Below are 24,025 nucleotides of genomic sequence, written 5' to 3' on the forward strand. Positions count from 1 at the left end.
GCAACGATGAATAGGAGAAGCAGCAAGCAAGCCGTATGGGCGTTGATCATCCTGCTGGTATTCTCCATGGCGGCAGAGGGGTTCCCCTCTGCTGTCTACGGAGAACAATTGAGAGCGATTGCATCACCTGGGGGGATCATACCGCCGGATGCTCCGGGCACTCCCGCCAGCGTAACTGAGTCCGTCTATGAGGAACCAGCTTCCCCGGTCATTACAGACTGGGAAGAATTCCGCAGCAGCTTCGGTAAGCATACGCACGCTTTGGCTCTGGAAGCGGAGGACATCGTCATTGACGGGGCAGTGGATGAATGGGATCGCTACGCAGAGATCCGGCTTCCGGAGGCTGCCGGGCAGGTGCTGGTCGAAGGCTGGGGAGGACCTGCGGATGTATCCGCCAGCGTCTATCTCGCTTATGACCAGAGCTACTTCTACTGGGCGGCGAAGGTGACGGATAATGTGCATGTTCCTGTCTCCGACAGCACCATGTGGAGAGGGGACAGCATCCAGTTCGCCTTCAGTCCCGGCGGCAGCTACGGGCCGGAATACGCCATCAATTATATGGACGGGCAGGCGCATGTCTGGCAGTTCAGCGAAGGCGGAGCCGCAGCAGGAGCGGAAGTGATCACGGCTGCAGCCAGCCGGACCGGACAGGAGACCTTCTATGAGGTACGGATGCCGTGGTCTGCCATCTCCACGGGTATGCCGGAGAACGGGGAGCTTCCGTTCACGCTGCTGTTCAACGACAATGACGGTGCTGGCCGCCGGGGCTGGCTGGAATGGACACCGGGTATCGGCAAAGCCAAAAGTCCGGCCGACCATGCAGTGGTTCATCTGGTCCCTTCCGCCGACCCTTGGAGCTTCTGGGTGGAAGGTCCCCGGGAGATCAATGTGAATACGACTGTCTCTTATTCGGTGTACGCTGTGAACAGAACCAGTGAACCGCATAACCTCCATCTGTCATCCAGCCTTCCGGGTGTTGAAGCGGATTTCACGCTGCCTGCCGGCTCGGCCGCCGGATGGAGCCTGCCGTTCACCACGGCGGACCCCGGAGAGCAGCTGCTTGAATTCACGCTTGCGCAGCAAGGGAGTACTGCCGGCAAGCGGCAGGAGCTGAAAGTGACTGCGGTGCTCGATCCCGCAGAGATTGAGGCCATGCTGGATAGTGTGAATGCACAACTGCCCGGTCTGGAGCAGTTGCTGCTGCAATGTGAGGCACAAGGACTGTCCACAGATTATGAGCGGATTGATTATACCGTAATCAAGGACTTCATTGGTTACGGCAAGGAGGATATCGTGCAGGGGCGGCTCGGCAGAGCGCAGTATGTGGCGGCTGAGCTGGAGACGATGCTTGCAGGCAGCAAGCATCAGCTGGAAGGGTATCTGGATGGCAGCCTGACCCCGCAGTCCGCACCCCGGTATGTCTCCGGACGCCCGGAGATTTCCGGATATTCCTTCGTGGGTGACACCATCGTGAGGAGTACGGGCGTCACCGAAGAACGGCCAATCTTCTTCACGGGCTACGGTCACTTCAACCAGGTGAAGCGGGATATTCCGAAGCTTCAGGATCTCGGAGCTAACGTAATCCAGATTGAGCTGGGGCCAAGGGATGTCATTCTGGACAAACAAGATTTCGTAAACCGCTACACCGTCAACCGCTCCGGTGCGGTGTCTGCTACAGCAGCAATTACAGAAGGGATAAGCCATTCCGGCAATCATTCCCTGAAGATTGCCAATGCATCGCCGCGGCAGTCGAATGTATTCATCAATGTCGCCCAGACCATAGCAGTAGAGCCGGAGACTACCTATGAATTCAAGGTATGGGTGAAGGGTGACAATGCCAGGAACGTCTGGTTCCCGGGCGGAACGGGCTGGAAGCAGCGTCAGCCGTTGCCTGGCGGAACCTATGACTGGACAGAAGTAACATTCGAATATACCACAGCGAAGGGGGAGGTATCCTACCCGCTGGTTATTTTATCCGAGAATACAGGTACGGTCTGGGTGGATGACTTAAGCGTCGTCAAGGCCGGGAGCACGGTGAATCTGATTCAGAATCCCGGCTTTGAGGATCTGGGCGGTTATTCCCCAGACAAGGAGTACGTTGTCTCCACCCGCAAAATCCAATCGGATCTGTTACCGGCGCTGCAGCGGGCTGAGGATTATGATGTTGCGGTCAATCTCCTGATTTCCCCGCATTATTTTCCGGACTGGGTGCTCGCAAAGTGGCCGGAGCTGAAGGTGGAGAATAACGGCTCTATCAAATTCTCCCTATTTCAGCCGATGGCCCAATCCATTATAGAGGATTATCTGCGGGCCTTGATTCCTGCTATCAAGGATTATGATTCGCTGCAGAGTCTTACGCTCACCAACGAATCGGTCTATACGGCCAATAAGGATGCCTATGCACTGCCTGCCTGGCACGAGTATCTTGAAGGAATCTATAACGGCGATATCGGGCAGCTGAACGGCGTCTATCAAACGGCCTACAGCTCTTTCACCGGTGTGCCTATGCCTGAGAATATTACAGCTTCTCCGGCGTCTTATGACTATGTGCTGTTCAACCAGGATTACTTCGCCGGCTGGCATGAATGGATGGCCGGAATTATCCATGAGCTTGCTCCAGAGCTGCCTGTGCAGGCGAAAATCATGGGTGATCCCCGGGGCAGCCTGTCCTGGGGCGTGGATATCGAGCGCTTCTCGGAGTTCAGCCAGATCAACGGTAATGACAACTGGAATTATATCAACGAAGGCCCGAAGGGCTTCATGGAAGAACTCAGCTTCTATGATTTGCAGGCCTCCTTCAAAGAAGCCCCGGTCTTTAATTCGGAGCATCATCTAATCGCAGACGGGGACAAAATGTATACGCCGGAACAGGCAAAGCATGTCCGCTCCGTACTGTGGCAGAGTGCGATTCACGGCCGGGGTGGCTCGGCCATCTGGGTCTGGGAGCGGACATACAATGAAACGGCCAGTACCGAGGGCAGCATTCTGCACCGGCCGGATGTTATAGCACAGGCGGGGCGGACCAATCTGGACCTGAACCGTCTGGCCGGGCAGGTTACCGCCTTCCAGAATGAACAACCGCAGGCGGCGATTCTGTATTCTACCGCTTCTGGTGTCTTTTCGGGTGAATACTCGGCAGTCTCGCTCCGAGCTTATGAAGCATTGTCTTACAGCGGCTACAAGGCCGGATATGTATCTGAAAAGCAGGTGGATAATGGCGGGCTGGACGATTATAAGCTGCTGATTGTGCCAAACGCTTCAAGAGTCAATCCGGAGACGCTGGGCGGGATTAGACAATTTATGGAGCAGGGCGGACGGGTGCTGCTGATCGGCTCCCACGCTTTGGAGCTTACGCCGCACGGCGCGGCGCTCTCTGCCGCAGACAGAAGTTATGTGTTCGCCCATGCGGACAAAATATCGGCAACGGACTGGACCGCAGGCCAAATCAGAGATTACTTGTTACCGGTCCTGCAGACTGTAAATCCGGGGCAGCTGCTGCTGCTTGATCCGGCAGACAATGCTCCCGTATACAATGTCGAGTGGAGAACCGTTGAATATGGGGGACATACACTCATGAATGTGGTTAACTATGGCCCGGAACCCGTGGTGGTCAAAGCAGTCCGCAATGGATTAATGGCAAACGGCTTCATGGATCTGATTACAGATCAAAGCACTGCGGGCCAGACTATAGAGCTTCAGCCGCTGACCCCCTATTTGTTCAGTCTGGACTTTCCGGCTGAGACGGATAACTAAGGGTAGTGAACGGCTGCGCTGCAAAAACTGAAACTCAATAAAAGAGCTAACTTTAGGAGGCACACGGAATTGGACAAGAAGCGTTATGTACAGGTAGGCATTGGCGGCAGGGCGCAATTTTTCTATGAAGCTATCGCGAAGGAGTACAGGGATTCTGCGGAGCTTACCGCTTTTTGCGATGTGAATCAGACACGTATGGATTACGCCAACAAGCTGCTGTCGGAGACACACGGGTATCCGCAGGTGAACACCTACCTGGCTGAACAGTTTGACACCATGATCGAGACAGAGAAACCGGATATTGTCATTGTCACCAGTGTCGACCGGACCCATCACAGATATATTATCCGCGCGCTTGAGCTTGGCTGTGATGTGATCACAGAGAAGCCCATGACCGTTGATGTGGAGAAATGCAAGGAGATTTACGAAGCGGTGGAGCGTACCGGACGCAAGGTCAGGGTTACCTTCAATTACCGCTATGCCCCCCATCATACAAAGGCCCGCGAGCTGATTGCCTCCGGGGTAATCGGGGAAGTGCATTCCATTCATTTCGAATGGCTGCTGAATACGGAGCATGGGGCGGATTATTTCCGCCGCTGGCACCGGGACAAGCGCAACAGCGGGGGACTGCTCGTTCACAAATCCACTCATCACTTCGATCTGGTCAACTTCTGGATCGGTGCGGAGCCGGAAACGGTGTTTGCCTTCGGCGACCTGCGATTCTATGGCCGGGAGAATGCCGAGAACCGCGGCGTAACTTCATTCTATCAGCGTGCCACCGGAAATCCGGCTGCCAAGGACGATCCCTTTGCCCTGAAGCTGGATGAGAATCCCGTTCTGAAGGAGATGTACCTGGATGCAGAAGCAGAGGACGGCTATCAGCGGGATCAAAGCGTGTTCGGCGACGGAATCAGCATTGAGGACACCATGGGGGTAATGGTCCGGTACAGCAATAAGGCGATTCTTACGTATTCATTGAACGCCTACATGCCTTGGGAGGGTTACCGGATAGCTTTTAACGGCTCCAAGGGCCGAATCGAAATGAGCATCGTGGAAAAATCCTATGTCAATGCCGGCGGGGACCGTGCCCTGGAGGGAGCTGTGGAGGGTAAGCATATTGTGGTGCATCCCATGTTTGGAGCGCCTTATGAAGTCCAGGTGGATGAAGGAACTGGAGGACACGGCGGCGGCGATCCTGTGCTGCTGAACGATCTGTTCGGAACCCCGGACGAGGATATTTACCACCGCGCAGCCGACCACCGGGACGGAGCCCGCTCCATCATGACCGGAATCGCCGCCAATCAGGCCATGCGGACCGGACTTCCTGTCCGGATCAAGGATCTGATTACCATCTGATTTGTTGAAGAAGGCTGGCGTAGGCTGCTACGTCGGGAAGAGCAGGTTTTAAATAGATTGTTGTGTTTACAAGAGGCATCCCCATCAGTTAATGATGTATGGGGATGCCTCTACTTATGACAGCAGCTTCCCTAAGCAGAATATAAATTACTCTTTCCATCAAATCCTGCACATAATACAACATTCCCCTCATCCTATCGGCCCAAATTGAAAATTGTTGTAGTAAATGCAGGATTCCACCTTTTTCCAAGCGGCTTAGCAGGTTTATTCTTGTATTTCATACAACAATCCTCCCGAACATCTGGCTATCTATGAATTAAAGTTGCAAAACGTACAACAATGATGCTCAAAGTGCTTACTAACTAACTCTGAAAAGTCTCCATTAAGCGGTCTAAGAGATTCTGCCGGCATGCTTACCGAGTGAATGAAACAACTTGCTGCACTCCCTGTCAGTTATCTGCGGCAATGGAATTCCTTGCCTGAATGTTAACTGTAACTTTTACAGCGCTCTGATATTAAGCGAATAAAAGCTCTGTAACATAGAGTCTAGGACCAGCAGGAAGACATGCTGGCAGACACAAGCTATAAGTGAAGGGAGGATGCTTACTTGAAGCATAACCCCATTATTGCTTCGATCACCGAGGAGTCACAGATTGATCAGGCGGTTGCCTGCGGTGTGAAGCGTGTGAATCTGATGACCGGCAACATTAATAACCTGGGGCAGATTGTGAAGCCGCTGCAGAATGCAGGCAAGCAGGTATTCGTTCATGTGGAGATGGTTGGCGGGATTGGCAGAGATGCTGCGGCGATTCAGTATTTGGCTGAAGCCTTCCGGATCGACGGGATCATTACCACCAAGAGCAATGCCATCGCCACAGCCAGAGCCCACGGGCTCGCCAGTATCCAGCGCTTCTTCGCCATTGATACGGCAGCGATAGAAACCGCGCTTCGGATGATCAAGACCTGTAATCCCGATGAGGTCGAGCTCATGCCCGGACTGATGCCGAGAATCATCAAGGATATGAAGCAGCGCATTAAGCAGCCGCTGATCGTAGGCGGACTGATCCGGGAAAAGCAGGAAATCAGCAGTGCGCTGGACAGCGGCGCCGATTATGTCTCGATTGGGGACGCGGCCCTGTGGCAGTGGAAGCGTGAAATAAGTGAATAACGTACCCCGGGGTGGAGACGATGAGAAAACCCAGCGGTCAGTTATTAGCATTCGAGGAGCCTTACGAGGCTGTAATCGGAGGCTTAATTTCTGGAGCTGGTTTTTTTGCGCGGAAATTCCGGTGCGGAGAACCAGTGAACCTGAATGAAAAGGAGCAAGCGCTGATGGACATCGCTTCATATGAAGCCTACTGCTTTGATTTGGATGGGACCGTGCTGATTGGCGATCAGCTGCTTGCGGGTGTGGTGGACACGGTTGCGGAGCTGCGGCGAAGGGGCCGGAGAGTTCTTTTTCTGACCAACAGCTCGGTCCATACTCCCCGGGATTGCCAGCGCAGACTGGAGCACATGGGGCTGGCCTGCGGGGAAGAGGAAATCTTGACGGCACTCTATGTCAGCGGCAGCTACTTCGCACGGGAAGAGCCGGAAGCCAGGGTGTATCTGGTTGGAGAAGCGGTGATGCGAAGGCAAATGGAGGAATTCGGAGTGGCCGTCACAGGGGACCCGGAGGCAGCGACCCATGTACTGGTAGGCATGGACCGCGAATTCAATTATGAGAAGCTGGTGCTCGGAATGAGAGCGGCAAGAGGGGGCGCCAGGCTGGTGGCGGTCAATCCCGATCCGGCCTGCCCGGTGCCCGGAGGTTATATCCCGGATACCTGGGCGATTGTCAAAGCGCTGGAAACTGCGGCCGGGACAGAGGCTGATGTGATTATTGGCAAGCCTTCTTCCTATTATGCGCAGGAGGCGCTTCGGCTGCTGGCCTGTCCCCCGGAGCAATGCCTGATGGTGGGTGACCGGCTGGAGACAGACATTCTAATGGGTAACGGCAGCGGCATGCAGACGGCCCTAGTCCTTACCGGAGTTAGCACAAGAGCGGATATCACGCGACAGCAGATTCTTCCGGGTTATGTTCTGAACTCCCTGTCTGATCTGTTCAACAAGCAAGCCGAACCCCAATAACAGGAGGATGAGAAACTATGCAGGATTGTAAAATACTCGCCCACCGCGGTGCAAGCGCCTATGCACCGGAGAATACACTGGAAGCCTTCAGGCTCGCAGTGCAGCAGCATGCCGACGGTCTGGAAATCGATATTCATCTGACCAAAGACGGGGAGATCGTGGTGATTCATGATGATACGATCGACCGCACCTCTAATGGAAAAGGAGATATTATGGACTACACGCTGGCTGAGCTGAAGGCCTTCCGCTTCAATAAGGGCTTCGAGGAGCAATACCCGGAAGCGCAGATTCCTTCCCTCCGTGAAGTGCTGGAATTGGTGAAGGGACATGACTTATATCTGAATATTGAAGTGAAGGATATCCTCTCGAAGTCGGAGCTGTATAACGGACTCGGGAAAGAAGCGGCGAAGCTGGTGGAGGAGTATGGCCTCAGCGGACAAGTGATCTTCTCTTCCTTCAATCATACCTCTATGGTAAGGCTCAAGGAATCTTGCCCGGAGATGCGGACAGCGCTGCTCTATATTGCAGGATTGTACGAGGGCGGGAAATATGCGCAAATGACCGGAGCCGATGCTCTGCATCCCTTGTACATCGGGGTTAACCGCGAACTGGTAGAAGAAGCCCACTCGGCAGGAGTTCAGGTCAATGCCTGGACAGTGAATGATCCGGTCCATATCCGCATGATGCTGGAGGCCGGAGTAGACGCGATCATCACTGACCGTCCGGATGTCTGTTATCAGCTTAGAGAGGTACGCGCATGAAGCAGACCCAGATACTGGCTCACCGGGGAGCAAGCGCCTATGCACCGGAGAATACGATGGCCGCATTCGGGCTGGCTCTCGACATGGGGGCGCATGGCATTGAACTGGATGTGCAGCTGACCCGGGACGGGAAGCTGGTGGTGATCCACGATCTGTCCATTGACCGGACTTCGGACGGGACCGGTCTGGTCGGAGAACTGACGCTCGAAGAGCTGCGGCAGTATGATTTCTCGTATGCTTTTGCCGGGAAATACGGAACGGACGGAAGCCGCCTGCCGGAGCTTGGCGAGGTGATGGAGTTCGCCATGAAGCACGGGCTGTACATCAACATCGAGACCAAGGATTATTCCCGGCCTTACGGTGAAGTGAATATGCGGACAGCGGAGCTGGTGCGCCGTTATGGCTACACAGAGAATACGCTGATCTCTTCGATTAATCACAATGCCGTGGCCCGGCTGAAGCGCGATTACCCGGAGCTCAAGACGGCGATTGCGTTCATGGAAAGCTTCTACCGGCTGGAGGCATATGCGGCGAATTGCCGGGCGGATGTACTGCATCCGTATTATCTGGGGGTAGATGAAGCCTTCATGGAGCTGGCGGACCGCAGCCGGTTCGAGGTTAATCCCTGGACCGTGGACGATGAGGCAGAGATGATCCGCTTGCGGAATCTGGGGGTTACGCGGATTATGACCAATAAACCAGACCTTGCACGGGAGTGCCTGAAGAACTGAGAGACGAAAGGAAGCAGGCGGAAGACCACTGCTGGAGGAGGAGAATATGAGCGGCATCGTTCTGGAAAAGGTAACCAAGAAATACGGCGACAAGCTGATTATTGAGGATTTGAATCTGACGATTGAGAGCGGCAGCTTCACGGTGCTGGTCGGCCCTTCCGGGTGCGGCAAGTCTACAACGCTAAGAATGATTGCCGGACTGGAGCATTCCACGGAAGGCTCAATTCACATCGGCGGGGTAAGCATGAATCAGGTAGAGCCGGGCAAACGGAATCTGGCGATGGTATTTCAGAATTATGCCTTGTACCCGACCATGACGGTCGAGAAGAACATCGAATACGGGCTGAAGAATAACAAAGTGCCGAAGGAGGAACGCCAGCGGCTGATTACTGAAATTGCGGAGACCGTCGGACTGACCAGGCATTTGCACAAAAAGCCGGAGTTTCTCTCCGGCGGTGAACGCCAGCGGGTCGCCTTGGCGCGGGCCATGGTCAAGAAGCCTGCCGTGTTCCTGATGGACGAGCCGCTGTCCAATCTGGATGCCAAGCTGAGGCAGCAGATGCGCGCAGAGCTGATTGAGCTGCATAAGAAGCTGGGTGCGACCTTTGTCTACGTAACCCATGATCAGGTGGAGGCAATGAGCATGGGCACCCGGATCGTGCTGATGGATGGCGGGAAGGTCATGCAGGAGGATAACCCGCACAACCTCTATTACGATCCGGCCAACCTGTTCTCCAGCCGTTTCATTGGCACCCCGCCGATGAATATTCTCGCACTCGACCGCTGCGGGGAAGAGATCCGTAAGCTGGCTCCGCAGCAGGCCCGGTATCTCGGCTTCCGGCCGGAGAAGGCGAAGTTCACCCTGGAGCCGGGAATGGAGCCGGACAATACCGTTAGCCTGACGGGTACGCTCAGCGGCCGGGAGCTGCTCGGGTCGGAGATTATCTACAAAGTGCTGCTGGAGAACGGGCTGATCATTTCGGTGAAATGCTTCGACCGTCCGGAACGCGAGCTGGAAGCAGTGAGACTCTATGTGAAGAAAGAGCATCTGGCATTCTTCGACGCACAGGAGCAGCGGGTCCGGGTAGCTGCACAGTCCGGAATCAGCACAGCCGGAAGCATCGGTGATTCGGCATGAAGCGGCTGCATCCTTCCGTGAAGGTGCTTCCCTATTTGCTGGTTGCTCCGGCAGTGATCATCCTGACCGTATTTTATCTCTATCCGATTCTGTACAACATTTATTTGAGCTTCTTCACCTGGAATATGCGCGGGCCGATGAAGTTCGCCGGACTTAGCAACTATGCAGAGCTGTTCAGCGGCCGGGATTTCCTCCATACCCTGCTCAATACGCTGCTGTACATGGTCATGGACGTTGGGCTGGTGATGGTGCTGGCGATGGGGCTGGCGCTCTTTTTACAGAAAAACACACCCCTGAACCGCTTCATCCAGACGCTGAGCTTCACGCCCAACATTATCTCGCTGGTATCCGTGTCGCTAATCTGGATGTGGCTGATGAACACGGATACGGGGCTGTTCAATTATCTGCTGTCTGTGCTGGGAGCAGCGCCGGTGGGCTGGCTGACCGATAAGGATGTGGCGCTGTTCTCGCTGGTACTCGTCTCGGTCTGGAAATCTGTCGGGTTCAATGCACTGATCATTTGCTCTGCCCTTGGCTCCATTCCGGGGTATCTCTATGAGGCTGCGGCTCTGGACAATGCGTCCAAGCGATCCGTTTTCTTTCAAATTACGCTGAAGATGATCTCACCGACCTTGTTCTTCCTGATCCTGATGAATATCATCGGGTCCTTCCAGGTGTTCGAGACGATCAATATCATGACACAGGGTGGTCCATCCAACGCAACGAACACGCTGATCTTCAGCATTTATAAGCAGAGCTTCGAATATTACCGGGTCGGCTACGCTTCCGCAATGGCGGTCGTGCTGATGGGTATCGTGGGGCTGATTACGATTTTCTACTTCAAAGCACTGAATAAACGGGTTCATTACCGCTAAAGGGGGGTGAAACAATGAGAGTTTGGCTCCGGCTGCCGGGTGCAGGACTGCGGATCATTGTATCTGTTCTGCTGATCGTGATCTTCCTGATGCCGTTCTATTGGATGATCCTCACCGCGTTCAAGACGCTGGGCGAGGTGCTTCGGATGCCGCCGAAATTCTGGGTGGATTCGCTGCAATGGCAGAATTTCCGGGATGCTTTTACTAGGATTAACTTTCTGCATTATACCCGGAATTCCCTGATCATTACGCTCGGGACGATGCTCGGCCAGCTGGTCGTTGTTGTTCCGGCAGCCTATGCTTTCGCAAGATATCAATTCAAGGGTAAAAATGCGCTGTTCGGCATCGTGCTCGCCACCATGATGATTCCGGGCCAGCTGATCTTCCTGCCGATCTTCGTGATGTTTGCGAAGTCCGGGCTGCTGAACACGTATGTATCGCTCATCGTGCCCTTCATTGCCAGCGGTACGGCCATCTTCATGCTGCGGCAGACCTTCATGCAGGTGCCGGATTCCCAGCTGGAGGCAGCCCGTCTGGATAATGCCAGTGAGTTCAAAATCATCTACACGATCATGATGCCTGCCGCTGTGCCCACCTTGTCCACACTCGCGCTGCTGACGTTCATCGGGACGTGGAACAGTTACTTTTTCCCGCTCGTATGGACCACAACGGATGCTGTCCGGACCTTGCCGCTTGGAATTCAGAAGCTTCAGGATGTAGAGGGGCTCAGCCCGCAGATCGTGATGGCCGGGAATATGATGCTGATCGTGCCGATTCTGCTGGTCTTCCTGATTGCACGCAAGCAGATTATCAAAGCGTTCACCTACATGGGAGTGAAGTAGCGGGAATACCCTGCGGCCTTGCATGTTGAATACCAAATACAGCAGTTCATGGAGGAGAAACGAATAATGAAGGTATGGGGAAAAAGAGTAGCTCCGCTGCTCGCCACTGTTGCATTGACCGCCGTTCTTGCAGGCTGTGCCACCACCGAAGCCGAATCCAGTGTAGCGGCCTATGAGAAAGGGGATTCCGTCCTCGAGCTGAATTTCTGGACTTCTGCCGTGGAGGATGTGAACCAGAATCTGGTGAACCAGTTCAACGAGACGAAGGGAGCCGAGCTGAATATCCATGTGAATGCTGAATATCAGGGCGATTACTGGGAAATGCAGCAGAAGATCAACGCCGCAGCCATAGCGGGTACGCTGCCGAATGTTTTTATTGATGAAGTGGCGATGACTAAGGGCTTTGCCGACAGTGACATTATTGCCAATCTGGAACCGTTCATGGAAACAGACAAATTCGATACCTCGGATTTCAAAATCGGCGACCTCGGCAACCTGTATCTGGGCGAGGATCTGTATGCCTTTCCGCATATGCGGAGTGTTCCCGTGATGTATGTAAACAAGACGCTCGCCGCTAAAGAGGGACTGGATCCGAACGGTCCGGCGACCTTTGCCGAACTGGAGGCCTATCTGCAGACCGCTTATGATGCTACCGGCCAGCCGCCGATGTACCTGTTCAACTATGACTTCTGGGTGATGGAGGCGCTGCTGCATTCGTACTCGGATACCAATGTGGTCAATGAGGATGAGACGAAATCCAACATCAACAGCGAAGGTGCAGTGAAGCTGATCACCTTCATTGAAGATCTGGAATCCAAGGGTCTGATCAAAGTGCTCGGGGTCACAGACAAGGATGCTTACTATGCCTCCATTGCCAATCCGGCCACTGCGCTAATCTTCTCCAGTGTCGGTGGCTACAAAACCTTCGCCGGCATGGCCGCAGAGAGTGGAATTGATCTCGGCGTATCCATGATTCCTGCCGGAGATGACGGCAAACGGGGCGTCCCGGTCGGCGGATCGAATACGTATCTGGCGAATACGGGAACGGATAATGAGAAGGCGGCCGCTTTCGAATTCATGAAATGGCTGTCGGATACCGAGCAGGCAGCGTATGCTTCTGCTAATACCGGATATCTTCCGACCCGTCTTACTTCCCTGGACACAGACTTGATGAAAGAGACCATAGCTGCTTTCCCTGGCTACAAGGTCGCTTCCGATGAGCTGGAATTCAGCAAAATGCGTCCGATGACCGGTACGTACCATGAGATTGAAGATCTGATGGGTACGCGCATCAACGATATCTGGCTGGAGAACCTGCCAATACAGGCAAGCCTGGACAATCTCGCCAAAGAGGTGGATGACATCCTGAACCGCTGATTATAGATGATGTTTATAGCAAGCAGAGCAGTGAGTCTCCGGTAACGGGAGAATCGCTGCTCTGCTTTTTGGGTTCACTGCGGCTGGTTTCTGCGCGTGTTGGGCAAATTCACCTAAGCTATTCATTCTTAGACGAATATGGGCTATACTGAAGTTTCTGTTAATCTATATCCGCAAAAATATATGTAATCGCTGAGTTCCGTAATGGAAGCGGGGAAACCAAGTTTTCTGGGGTGAATCTCGAGAAATCGAGTAGGGCTACTCTTCAAGCCCGAATCCGGCAGCTAACCCCGTAAGCGACATGAGAGGATGCACAGGTAATGCCGTATATTGACGTCAATGGAACTACCCTCTATTACGAGGTGTCGGGCAGTGGTCTGCCCATTGTTTTTATTCATGATTATTCGACTTCACATCATCTGTTCGAGCCTCAGGCGGAGTATTTCAGCAAGCGGGCGAAAGTGATCTTGTTTGACTTAAGAGGGAATGGGCAATCCGGTAAAATGGATGTAGAGATCAGCCGGATTGTAGACACGCAGTGTGAAGATCTGAAGGGATTGTTGGATGGACTGTCCGTAGAACGGGCCGTCATCGTAGCTTGTTCCAGCGGCGCTGTGCTCGCCCAGAAGTTCGCCTATCTGAATCCGGAACGGGTAATTAATCTGGTGTTGGTGGACAATTACTTCCAAGGAGATTATACGGCCAAAGGCAGCAAAGTGCTGGAGCTCTTTCAAATCTGCGCATGGGTCGCCCATTATCTTCCGGCTGAAATGTTCATCCGGTCTTTGCGCATTACATATAACAAATGGCTGTCTGCGTATCATATTCTGAGAAGAGAGCTTGTCCATGAACGGACAACAGAATTGATTAAACAGCGTCTGGCACTAAGACATACGGACAGCTACGGGTTTGCACTGAGGCTGCAGGTTCCCGTTCTTTGTGTATCAGGCAATCAGAATGAGCGGGTTCTGGAGCAGGTGAGACAAACAGCGGCCAAATATCCGCTCGCCACGCTGGCAATACTTGAAGATGCCATGTATCCCAGCCATTTATGTCAGCCGCAGCACTTCAACCGGCTATTGCTTGATTACCTGAAAGACCAGCAATGCTTCCAGCGGAAAATTTATTAACGGCACCTGTAGAAAATCTTTGACAAGTATAACAGGTACCGTTATAATAAATTCAACAGGTACCGTTACATTGATTAACAGGTACCGTGAATATATCCCGGGGAGGATTCATAATGAATATGAATGCTGAATTGTACGACAAGCTTGCCAAGCTGCAATGGCTGTTGCAGAGACAACACCTGAAGAACCACGCTGCTGTGGGTCCCATGGCTGATACGTCACGCGGGCAAGGCCGGATCATGGCGTTTCTGCGGATGAAGGACGGAATCAGCACGAAGGATTTATCCTATATGCTGGACATCCGTGTATCCTCGCTCAATGAATTGCTTGCCAAACTGGAGAAGGCCGAGTATATAACCCGCAGACCTTCAGAGACAGACAAACGTATCATGCTGATCTATCTCACGCCCAAAGGGCAAGCGGAAGAAGGCCAGGAGGTTGAGGGCGGCAGCATATTTTCAGTCCTGTCTCCAGAAGAACAGGCAGCCTTCGGGGAATACCTGGTCCGCGTCATTACAGCGCTAGAGGAAGAGCTTGGAACAGATGCAGATCGTGACGTAATGGCCATGTGGATGGAAGCGGCTAAGGAGCGCATCGGGACAGAGGAATTCGACAAGCTGATGGCTATGCGCGGACAAATGAGCAGAATGTGGGGAAATATGGATGACGGACGCTTTAGCGGAAGACTCCCCGGTTTTGGCCGAGAAGGGCATGGCGGCGGCATGAACGGGTTCGGCTGGCCTTCCCGAGATGGCAGAGATGGCTCGCCGGACAATTCAGACCATCCGGAAGATAAGTAAGCAGAACATTCACTATAAGAAGCATAGGCGCTGTCTTTCTGCAGGAGCAGGGCAAAGGCAGCGCAATTCCTTTTCAGCGTAAATAATGAATTTGAATTAAGGTTAAACCCATTCCCGCACACCAAGCCCGCAATGTCCTTGTTACGGGTTTGTTTGCTGCGGCGTAAAGTTCGTAATCAATTTATAGTTAGAATTCTAACTAATTCGCAAACAAACATAACTTAAGAAAGTGGTGAACCACATGGATACAGAAAACCTCCATTACTTTGAAAAAGCACCGGTTGCAAAAGCCGTAGCGCACTTCGCAATACCCATGATGCTTGGAACGTCAATGAGTGTCATCTATTCCATTTTAAACGCCTTTTTCATAGGCACCCTTAATAATACTGCCATGTTAACTGCACTTGCCTTAACCTTACCGTTATTCGCCGTCATTATGGCGCTGGGCAACCTGATTGGCGTCGGCAGCAGTGCCTTCATTTCCCGTTTGCTGGGAGAGAAACAATTCGGCGATGTTAAACATGTGTCTGCATTTGCCTTTTACAGCAGCCTGGTTCTCGGTATTATCGCTATGGCAGCGGGGCTCCCGCTCATTGATTCCATCGTGCATGGTCTGGGGGCAACGCCTGACTCCTTCGGATTTACCAAAGACTACGTCACCATTATGCTTATAGGTTCACCCTTCGTTGTACTGTTCTTCACGCTGGAGAATCTCGTCCGCTCCGAAGGTGCTGCAATAACATCAATGATCGGCATGCTGCTCAGTGTAGTAGTGAATATTATTCTGGATGCTCTAGTCATTTTCGTCTTCCACTGGGATGTGATCGGTGTTGCGTCTGCAACGGTCATTTCCAATATGGTTGCGAGTGCATACTACGTGTATCATATAGGATTTAAGAGCCAATTCTTAACCATCTCCCTGAAACAATTCAAGGCCACTAAGACCATTCTAGCCAATGTATTCAAAATCGGAGTTCCCGTCTTTGTGATGAGTCTCTTCATGGGTGCCATGTCACTCATCTTTAACCGTTATCTGGTCGAATATGGGGAGCAGGCTATTGCGGGCTTCGGAATTTCCTCACGACTGCTGCAATTCCCCGAGTTAATCCTGATGGGCTTAAGCGAGGGCGTCGTGCCGCTTATTGCCTTCTCTTTTACAGCCAACCGGTTGCGCATGAAGCATACTATTCAATTTACGATTAAAACCATACTGGCACTAGCTGTCGTGTTCGGCGTTATTGTCTACCTGATCTCTGACCACTTAATCGGGCTGTTCACGAATGACCCGCAATTGATTGAAATGGGCAGCTACATCCTGCATGTGACCTTCTTATCCCTGTTCATTACAGGAATGACGACGCTATTTACGGGGATCTTCCAGGCAACTGCGCAGGGAACTGCAGCTTTTATTATGTCAGTGATTCAAGGCGCCACTCTGATCCCTGTGCTCTACATCGCCAACCGGATGAACGGCTTCCATGGGGTGGTCTGGTCCTTGGTCATTTCCGATGTCGTGGCGTTCCTGGTCGGGGCCATCATGCTGTATGTTCTGCGGAACAAATTGCAGCCGGACTTGGTAAGTTTAGCACAGTAGGATCTGGAATCAGCGCTTGATAAGACAGCCTAGAGTAGATACTCTAGAGGGAGCCGCAATAATACCGAAGTCTTCAATGAAGGAGCGAGATTCATGAATGTGGTGGAACGTGTGCCTTCCATAGCAGCTGGTTACCGTCATACGGTCCTGCTTAGGCCGGATGGGGCGGTAATGGCAGTGGGCGACAATAAATATGGTCAATGTGACGTAACTGGCTGGCAGAATATGGTGGCAATTGCTGCAGCTAATGCCCATACGGGTAATTCACATACCCTCGGACTCAGATTAGACGGTACGGTGGCCGCTGTGGGCTGGAATAAGCATGATCAATGTGAGGTAAACGGCTGGCACGGTATCGTGGCGGTTGCTGCGGGTTGGCGCCGTTCGGTTGGCATTCAATCGGATGGCAAGGTAGTGGCCGTGGGCCGGAATAATGAAGGTCAATGCGATGTACACAGCTGGCGTGACATTATAGCGGTTGCAGCTGGCGACTGGCATACCGCCGGACTTCAATGGGACGGCACGGTCACAATTACGGGGAATAACCGGTATGGCCAATCCAATGTTAGCAGCTGGCGCAATATAGTGGCGGTTGCGGCAGGTTATCTCCATACCGTCGGACTTCGAGCAGATGGCACGGTAGTTGCAGCAGGCCGGAATCACGAAGGCCAATGTAACGTAAACACCTGGCAGGACATAGTGGCGATAGCAGCCGGGAGTCATCACACCATCGGTCTTAAAGCAGACGGTACTGTGGAAGTTCAAGGCTGGAATAAACACGGCGAATGCAATATAAGTGACTGGCGCGGTATCGTGGCGGTTGCGGCTGGTTGTGCTCATAGCGTCGGACTTAAGTCAGATGGCACGGTGATAGCTGCGGGTGATGATACATATGGTCAATGCGAGGTGAGCAGTTGGCCTTTCGGACAGCTGGAGGGCTATTGAGAGCAGGACGAAATACGAATAAATCATACGAATAAGGGCATTGTAATCAATGGAAAAGTTGATAAAAGATGATCGTAAATCGCTGCATTTTGAATTCCCCGGGAGGTTAAGACAATGACAAATCAGGATCCGAAGGAGCTTCTTCGTCTAAAGCACGAGCAAGATGAGCACAAAAAGCAGTTCACCAATTTTGCCCGGAGTGTCAGCGCCCATGGCGAGGCAGAAGCCGGCCAGGAATTTAGTGTTGACCGTGTGCCTGACGATCAGAACCGTATGAAATCTGTAGAGAACAAACGGGATTAATCTTAATAAGTTTAATGAAGCCGGTCCCTTTCGGGACCGGCTTACTTATTATTTGCTAGATAATAATCAATGATCACCCTGGCGGTATCCCGGGCATGCTCCGCAGGCTTGGGATCGGTCTGCAGCATGGCTGCAGTAATCGCGCCTTCCACTAACAGAGACAGACCGCTGGATAAGGCTTCGCGATTCACAGACGGACATTCATTAAGAACAGAATCGATGTATTTTTTCATAAAAGCTTTGTAATTACGGGCTGCTTCATAGTAAGGATGGGAGTGATCCATGAATTCCGCTGCCGTCTTAATATAGACGCAGCCATTAAATTCCGGCTCCCCGAACCATTCTCCAAGCATATCGAATACAGCTAATAATTTGTCCCTGGGTGTTTTTGCGCTCTTGTTGACTGAGTCTTCGAACCGTTTTCTCCATTCATCATCGTACTTCATGAGATAAGCAAGGACAAGCTCGTCCTTGGAACGGAAATGATTGTAGAGCGTCATTTTGGCTATGTTCGATTCAGAAACAACCTGGTCTACACCGGTAGCCCGGATTCCCTTTTTATTAAATAAGTCGGAGGCGACAGTTAGGATATGTTCTTTTTTACTTTTATTAGCCACAGGATTCCCTCCGGTTCACAGTATTTCAAAAGTATACAGATCAGTCTATCTATTATAAATGGCCCACGGTTACTACGCAAATGATAAATCTAAAAAAATAACTTGAAACTATACAGACCTGTATGTATACTATTGAGTATCGGAACAGGTAAGCTGGTTACCGGTAATAATGGGGAGGTTGGCTCAATGACTATACAATACAGCTATGCACAAGTTGAAGGTTTGAATATTTTTTACCGCGAGGCAGGGAGCAGGGAGAAGCCTACACTTCTTCTGCTGCATGGATTTCCTTCTTCATCGCACATGTACAGAAACCTTATTCGTGAACTCGAAGTCGATTACCATATCGTAGCTCCAGACTATCCCGGTTTCGGGAACAGCGATCAGCCGTCAACTTCAGAATTCACGTATACCTTCGACAATCTGGCCTTGCTGATCAATGCATTCGTTGAACAATTGAACCTGAACCAATATATCCTGTATGTTCATGATTATGGTGCTCCGGTAGGCTTCCGTTTAGCCCGTATGCATCCGGAACGCGTTCAAGCCATTATTTCACAGAACGGAAATGCTTATGAAGAGGGAATCGGAGAGTCATGGGCACCGATGCGTGCCTTTTGGAATGATCCCGGGAATCCGGCCAGTCTTGAAGGTATGCTCAATCTGCTGACACCGGAACTGACGAAGTTTCAGTATGTGAATGGAACCCGTAATCCTGAGGCCATAAGCCCTGATAACTGGAATATGGACCAAATTGCCCTGGATCGTCCGGGGAATCAAGACATTCAACTGGCTCTCTCTTACGATTATCAGAATAATTTGAAACAATATCCGGTCTGGCAGGAATACTTCCGGAACTCTCAGCCGCCTTTACTCGCTGCGTGGGGTAAAAACGACTTTTTCTTTGGACCGGAGGGAGCCTTAGCCTTTCAAAAGGATTTAAAAGATGTGGAGGTTCATTTATTAGATACGGGGCATTTCCCGCTTGAAGAAGATCTGGAACTCAGTGTGAGCCTCATCCGCAGTTTTCTGACGAAACGAAACGTGTAGCACAATCATCTTAAAATATAGACTAACAGCTGTCTGGTCCCCAAGCGGGAGCATACGGCTGTTTTTGCGTGTACGGAAATGCAGGGAGCAGCACTTTACCGTTTTTAAATTAGCAGGTGTGCATGAATTATCCAGCATCGGCCAAAATAAGGGTTACGATCAGAGGGGGTGTTTGTATTGTGGAAGAGCATAACGGGTTACATTCCCGGCTGGAGTGTGTGCATGCAGGCACTTATTATTTTTATTGTTCCTGTTATTTTGACAAGATGCATGCTGTTGCTCCGCGCTAAGGAAGGCAAGGCCAGTACCCGGGGAAGACGGGCGGAAGGCCAGAAGGGCGGAGGCGTGCCAAGCTCCGAGGATACCGGTGAAGCGGAGCAAACCAGTGAAGCCGTGAAGAATCATAAGATCGTTCCTTCAACAGTTTCGCAGAAAAATCAGCAGCCAGCGTTAACCTATACCGGACAATTTCAGCAGGATCTGCAGACCTTTAGGGAGATCAGTGCGGATATGTCGGATGTTAATGTACGGGAGCTACGTGTAGGGACCCTGAAATTGAAGGCAGCGCTGTTCTTTCTGGACGGCCTCACCGACAAGGACGGGATGGACCGCAATATCCTAAGGCCGCTGATGAACGCAGCACGTCCATTTGAAGGGCTGGACACTCCGCCTGATCCGGCGAGCCTGAAAGAAATCATTGTCCATCAGGTGGTGCTGGTCTCGGAAGTTGAATTCACCAATCAGCTGGACATGTCGCTCAAAAAGGTGTTATTCGGCTCTGCGGTGCTGCTGATCGAAGGAATGAACGAGGTCTTCATCCTGGGGACGTCTAAAGGGAATACAAGAAGTGTAGAGGAACCGATCTCGGAAGCGCTGCTGCGCGGCCCGCGGATCGGCTTCACGGAAGCGCTGAGCGACAATACGGCCATGCTGCGCAGGCACGGACAGAACACCGATCTTGCGATGATCTCGTTTACGGTCGGGGAAAGAGTCGAGAAAGAGCTGATACTAACCTACATCAAAGGAATTGTTAATGATGAACTGATTACAGAAATCACCCGGAGAATTCATACGATTAATATCGATGATGTACAGGAATCCGGTTATATCGAACAACTGGTAGAGGACAATTATCTCAGCCCTTTCCAGCAGATTCAGAATACGGAACGGCCGGACCGGGTGATGGCCGCACTGCTGGAGGGAAGGGCTGCCATTTTGCTTGACGGCACGCCGTTTGCGTTGATCATGCCGGTGACGTTCGGGATGCTGCTGCAATCCCCGGAGGATTATTATGACCGCTGGTTCTCCGGCTCCCTGCTGCGGATGCTGCGCTTCTTCGCCGCCTCCGTATCACTGTTTGCTCCGGCGCTCTATATTTCCTTCCTCTCCTTCCATCCCGGTCTGGTTCCGACCAAGCTGGCGATTTCGATCATGAGCTCACGCCAGGGAGTTCCGTTCCCGACCTTAATCGAAGCGCTCATTATGGAGATTTCGATCGAAATCCTGCGTGAGGCGGGCCTGCGCCTGCCTAAGCCGATTGGCCCGGCCATGGGTATCGTCGGTGGTCTGATTATCGGCCAAGCGGCGGTAGAAGCGGGGATTGTCAGCCCGATTCTGGTCATTGTCGTTGCCGTTACGGCGATCTCTTCCTTCTCGGTACCGATGTACAGTGCAGGGATCACCCTACGGTTTCTCCGTTTCTTCGCGATGTTCTTCGCCGCTACCTTCGGGCTGTACGGTGTAGTACTGTTCTTCCTCCTGCTGAGCAGTCATCTGATTAAGCTGAAGAGCTTCGGTGTGCCTTATCTGAGCATGATCACCCCTAACCGGATGAGTGACCTTCGCGACTTTATTGTCCGGGTACCGCTGCAGTTGATGAAGCGCCGTCCTTCACTATTGGAGCCCAAGGATAAGCTGCGTAAAAGATAAGCCTAAGTGAAAGGGAGGTGAGCCAATGATCACTAAAGCCCATGACAAAATTACAACGAGTCAGGCGACCATTATTATGGTAAATTACATTCTCGTAGCCGGGATATTCAGCCTTCCCCGGACAACCGTGCAGGCTGCAGGCACGCCCGATGTGTGGATTTCAGTAATACTGGGGGCGCTCTGTTCGATGATAACAGGTATTATTATTGTCAGACTCAGCCAGAGGTTTCCGGGCCAGACCTTTTTTCAATACAGCACCCAAATTACCGGCAAACCGGTCGCCGTATTGCTCGGGCTGGTGATCATCGGGTATTTCCTCGCGGTGTCCGGCTATGAGCTGCGTACTATGCAGGAGGTAACCATGTTCTTCCTCCTGGAAGGTACCCCTGCATGGGCAGTAGCCGGCCTGTTCCTGTGGGTCGCCCTTTATCTCTGCAGAGGGGGAATCAATGCTTTATCACGGCTAAGCAGACTGGTGGCTCCTTTGGCCGGTGCCATATTCTTCGGCGTTTGCCTGCTTAGCCTTAAGGTGTTCGATCTGGACAATCTGCGGCCTGTACTTGGAGAAGGCCTCGCTCCGGTCTGGAGAGGAATTCAGCCAACGGCCCTAACCTATACAGCCGGCGAAGCACTGCTGTTTCTTGTTGCTTTTATGGACAAGCCCAAACGGGCCGGCAGAGTTCTCGTGATCGGAACCCTGATCTCAATGATTTTTTATTTGCTGGCGGTTGTGCTGACGATAGGGGCATTTTCTGTAGAAGGAGTGGTTACCCGGACCTGGCCATTCATTGACCTGATCCGCAGCTTTGAAGTGAATCTGCTGTTCGAACGGTTTGAGTCACTGCTGCTGGTAATCTGGATAATGCAGATTTTCTGTACGTTCTGCATCTCCTTTTACGGAGCCGCACTGGGAGTCTCGCAAATCTTCAACCTCAAGCTGGATCATTGCCTGTTCCTGCTGCTGCCGGTGGCGTATATCATCACGGAAGTGCCGCACAACATTAATAATTTATTTGCCTTTGGCACTGGGCTTGGCAATTGGGCAATTGTGCTCTTCGGACTGATCCCGCTGCCGCTGCTGCTCATTGCTTATTTCCGGAGAGCAGGTTCATGAAGCGCTGCATTCTGCTGATTGTGTCGATCGCTCAATTAATGCTGTTAACGGCCTGCTGGAGCAGTGCACCGATTGAGAATTTGAATATGGAAGTGGCGGTAGCACTGGATGCGGCTGATGAGACCGTCATTGAAAAGAAGTTTGAGGCTGAGGGCGGAGATTATTCCAAGCGTGAGCGGATATCGGCGACCTATCAATTTATTGTGCCGCAAGGCGCTGTAGGCTCCAAAAAAGAAGGGGCTGCTTCAAGAAACTTCTACAATATGACCGAGACCGGCGATTCTATCTTTGAAGCCATCCGTGAGCTCTCGCTGCGCACCAACCGCCAGCCGATCGGACACCACTTAAAGGTGATTGTTATTGGCGAAAAGCTGGCCCGTTCCACGAAGCTGTCAGAGCTGATTGATTTCTTCAGCCGGGATAATGATATCCGCCCGAGCGTGCTGGTCCTGGTCAGCAAGGGGAAGGCCAAGGATGTACTGAACAATGTGCTGCCCGGCCAGACACCGGCTTTTGTGCTCGAAGGCATCTTCGGCAACAGAGACCGGAGTCTGCGCATCTGGGACCCGGTAACCATTACCAAGATTGTTGGACCTTTGCACAGCAAGAAGAGCTTTCTGCTGCAGAATGTTATTGCTGCGGAGAATGAAATGAAGTTTGCCGGAGCCGGAATCATTGACGGGGAGTCAGGCAAGCTTAGCGGTTTTTTGAGCGAGAAGGAGCTGGAGGGTGTAGTCTGGCTGACAGGCAAGGGGAAAGGCGGTGTACTCAAAACCCACAAGGATGACACCGGCAGGCTGATCACCTATGAGGTGAAAGCGATGAGCAGCAAGATCAAAGCGGTTGTGGAGGAGGGTCAGATTTCGTTCCATGTAAAGATCGAATCGAAAGGCCGGTACGCCGAAACCTTCTCAACAGACGGGGACCGGCTGGATGCGGCTTTTATGAGACAGGACGCCACGGAGCTGGAGAAGGAGGTAAGGGAGCTGGTTGAGACGGTGATTGACAAAATGCAACATGAGCTGCACGCCGACGTCGGCGGATTCGGTAAAACCCTGAGGATTCAGCATCCTGAGGAATGGCGGAAAGTGAAGGAGCATTGGGATCAGACGTTCACCGGGCTTCCGGTACACCTTGAGGTTAAGCTTCAAATCGAAGAGTATGGTGCTTCCGGTACAGCGACGGACTGACCTAATATATATTGGAGGATTCGGAGGCCGGGAATCTCCCAAGTCCGGAACTCAGGCAAGCCATGACACAGTACAATGAGGAATTAGTTAAGGCAGGTGTGCGGGTTCAGCAAAAGGACTTCATCCAAGCTCAAACGGGATTCGCCTTTCGTATCCGGCAGCAGGGGAAGACAACCAAATCCTTCAACCGTGAATAATGTGGCATCCGGGCTCCGGGCGGCTGCAGTTGCCGCAGGAATTTCCCGGTTCATCAGCTTTCTGGGGATTAAGACGAAGTTCTGTAGCTTCTCATAAAATCCTGCACATAATACAACATTCCCCTCTCCATATCGGCTCAAATCCAATATTGTTGTAAAAAATGCAGCAATTCATCTGTTTCAAGCGGCGTAG

General features: G+C 52.2%; 20 protein-coding genes, 1 pseudogene and 1 riboswitch. Of the genes and pseudogenes, 20 read left to right on the forward strand and 1 reads right to left on the reverse strand.

The window, feature by feature from the left end; all coding sequences use genetic code 11:
• Positions 1-6: 6 nt before the first annotated feature.
• From GC101_RS25840 to GC101_RS25910, 15 genes are all read left to right on the forward strand, one after another.
• Positions 7-3,753, forward strand: coding sequence for a sugar-binding protein (locus tag GC101_RS25840; protein WP_171719617.1), 3,747 nt, complete (start codon positions 7-9; stop codon positions 3,751-3,753).
• Between the two features lie 69 nt (positions 3,754-3,822).
• Complete coding sequence (locus GC101_RS25845; RefSeq protein WP_171719618.1) at positions 3,823-5,109, forward strand: Gfo/Idh/MocA family oxidoreductase; 1,287 nt, start codon at positions 3,823-3,825, stop codon at positions 5,107-5,109.
• A 607-nt stretch (positions 5,110-5,716) separates the two neighbouring features.
• Positions 5,717-6,277, forward strand: coding sequence for a glycerol-3-phosphate responsive antiterminator (locus tag GC101_RS25850; protein WP_171719619.1), 561 nt, complete (start codon positions 5,717-5,719; stop codon positions 6,275-6,277).
• Positions 6,278-6,441: 164 nt separating this feature from the next.
• A complete protein-coding gene (locus GC101_RS25855; RefSeq protein ID WP_246354499.1) occupies positions 6,442-7,239 on the forward strand; it encodes an HAD-IIA family hydrolase in 798 nt (265 codons plus the stop codon).
• 17 nt (positions 7,240-7,256) lie between these two features.
• Positions 7,257-8,000, forward strand: coding sequence for a glycerophosphodiester phosphodiesterase (locus GC101_RS25860; protein WP_171719620.1), 744 nt, complete (start codon positions 7,257-7,259; stop codon positions 7,998-8,000).
• Positions 7,997-8,731 (forward strand): glycerophosphodiester phosphodiesterase, encoded by a 735-nt coding sequence (locus GC101_RS25865; RefSeq protein ID WP_171719621.1) that lies wholly within the window; start codon positions 7,997-7,999, stop codon positions 8,729-8,731. The genes GC101_RS25860 and GC101_RS25865 overlap by 4 nt, the downstream gene beginning before the upstream one ends.
• 46 nt (positions 8,732-8,777) lie before the next feature.
• Positions 8,778-9,869 carry an ABC transporter ATP-binding protein gene (locus GC101_RS25870; protein WP_171719622.1) on the forward strand — a complete coding sequence of 364 codons (1,092 nt, stop codon included), beginning with the start codon at positions 8,778-8,780 and terminating at the stop codon, positions 9,867-9,869.
• Positions 9,866-10,744 (forward strand): carbohydrate ABC transporter permease, encoded by an 879-nt coding sequence (locus GC101_RS25875; RefSeq protein WP_171719623.1) that lies wholly within the window; start codon positions 9,866-9,868, stop codon positions 10,742-10,744. Before GC101_RS25870 ends, GC101_RS25875 begins: the two co-directional genes overlap by 4 nt.
• 14 nt (positions 10,745-10,758) lie before the next feature.
• Entirely contained in the window at positions 10,759-11,586 is an 828-nt protein-coding gene (locus GC101_RS25880; RefSeq protein WP_171719624.1) for a carbohydrate ABC transporter permease, read from the forward strand.
• A gap of 66 nt (positions 11,587-11,652) precedes the next feature.
• Entirely contained in the window at positions 11,653-12,963 is a 1,311-nt protein-coding gene (locus tag GC101_RS25885) for an ABC transporter substrate-binding protein (RefSeq protein WP_171719625.1), read from the forward strand.
• Positions 12,964-13,143: 180 nt separating this feature from the next.
• A riboswitch (cyclic di-AMP (ydaO/yuaA leader) is annotated at positions 13,144-13,276 on the forward strand.
• Between the two features lie 7 nt (positions 13,277-13,283).
• A complete protein-coding gene (locus GC101_RS25890; protein ID WP_171719626.1) occupies positions 13,284-14,093 on the forward strand; it encodes an alpha/beta fold hydrolase in 810 nt (269 codons plus the stop codon).
• A 113-nt stretch (positions 14,094-14,206) separates the two neighbouring features.
• On the forward strand, positions 14,207-14,893 hold the full coding sequence (locus tag GC101_RS25895; RefSeq protein ID WP_171719627.1) for a MarR family winged helix-turn-helix transcriptional regulator: 687 nt from the start codon (positions 14,207-14,209) through the stop codon (positions 14,891-14,893).
• Between the two features lie 241 nt (positions 14,894-15,134).
• Positions 15,135-16,487, forward strand: coding sequence for an MATE family efflux transporter (locus tag GC101_RS25900; protein WP_171719628.1), 1,353 nt, complete (start codon positions 15,135-15,137; stop codon positions 16,485-16,487).
• Between the two features lie 93 nt (positions 16,488-16,580).
• Entirely contained in the window at positions 16,581-17,432 is an 852-nt protein-coding gene (locus GC101_RS25905) for an RCC1 domain-containing protein (RefSeq protein WP_171719629.1), read from the forward strand.
• A 114-nt stretch (positions 17,433-17,546) separates the two neighbouring features.
• The gene (locus GC101_RS25910; protein ID WP_052421883.1) at positions 17,547-17,735 is read left to right on the forward strand and encodes a hypothetical protein; all 189 of its coding nucleotides are present in this window, start codon (positions 17,547-17,549) and stop codon (positions 17,733-17,735) included.
• Between the two features lie 41 nt (positions 17,736-17,776).
• Here GC101_RS25910 and GC101_RS25915 read toward each other — a convergent pair whose 3' ends face one another.
• Positions 17,777-18,352 carry a TetR family transcriptional regulator gene (locus GC101_RS25915; protein WP_171719630.1) on the reverse strand — a complete coding sequence of 192 codons (576 nt, stop codon included), beginning with the start codon at positions 18,350-18,352 and terminating at the stop codon, positions 17,777-17,779.
• Between the two features lie 186 nt (positions 18,353-18,538).
• Here GC101_RS25915 and GC101_RS25920 point away from each other — a divergent pair, with 186 nt between their 5' ends.
• From GC101_RS25920 to GC101_RS36295, 5 genes and pseudogenes are all read left to right on the forward strand, one after another.
• Entirely contained in the window at positions 18,539-19,402 is an 864-nt protein-coding gene (locus GC101_RS25920; protein ID WP_171719631.1) for an alpha/beta fold hydrolase, read from the forward strand.
• A 177-nt stretch (positions 19,403-19,579) separates the two neighbouring features.
• Positions 19,580-21,331 carry a spore germination protein gene (locus GC101_RS25925; RefSeq protein ID WP_246354500.1) on the forward strand — a complete coding sequence of 584 codons (1,752 nt, stop codon included), beginning with the start codon at positions 19,580-19,582 and terminating at the stop codon, positions 21,329-21,331.
• A gap of 25 nt (positions 21,332-21,356) precedes the next feature.
• Positions 21,357-22,445, forward strand: a complete 1,089-nt coding sequence (locus tag GC101_RS25930) for a GerAB/ArcD/ProY family transporter (protein WP_171719632.1) — start codon at positions 21,357-21,359, stop codon at positions 22,443-22,445.
• Complete coding sequence (locus GC101_RS25935; protein WP_171719633.1) at positions 22,442-23,635, forward strand: Ger(x)C family spore germination protein; 1,194 nt, start codon at positions 22,442-22,444, stop codon at positions 23,633-23,635. Before GC101_RS25930 ends, GC101_RS25935 begins: the two co-directional genes overlap by 4 nt.
• 8 nt (positions 23,636-23,643) lie before the next feature.
• Positions 23,644-23,801: pseudogene (locus GC101_RS36295) on the forward strand (YciI family protein); the annotation flags it as partial.
• Positions 23,802-24,025 lie beyond the last annotated feature (224 nt).

The organism is Paenibacillus phytohabitans (assembly GCF_013141775.1).
GTDB lineage: Bacteria > Bacillota > Bacilli > Paenibacillales > Paenibacillaceae > Paenibacillus_AQ > Paenibacillus_AQ phytohabitans.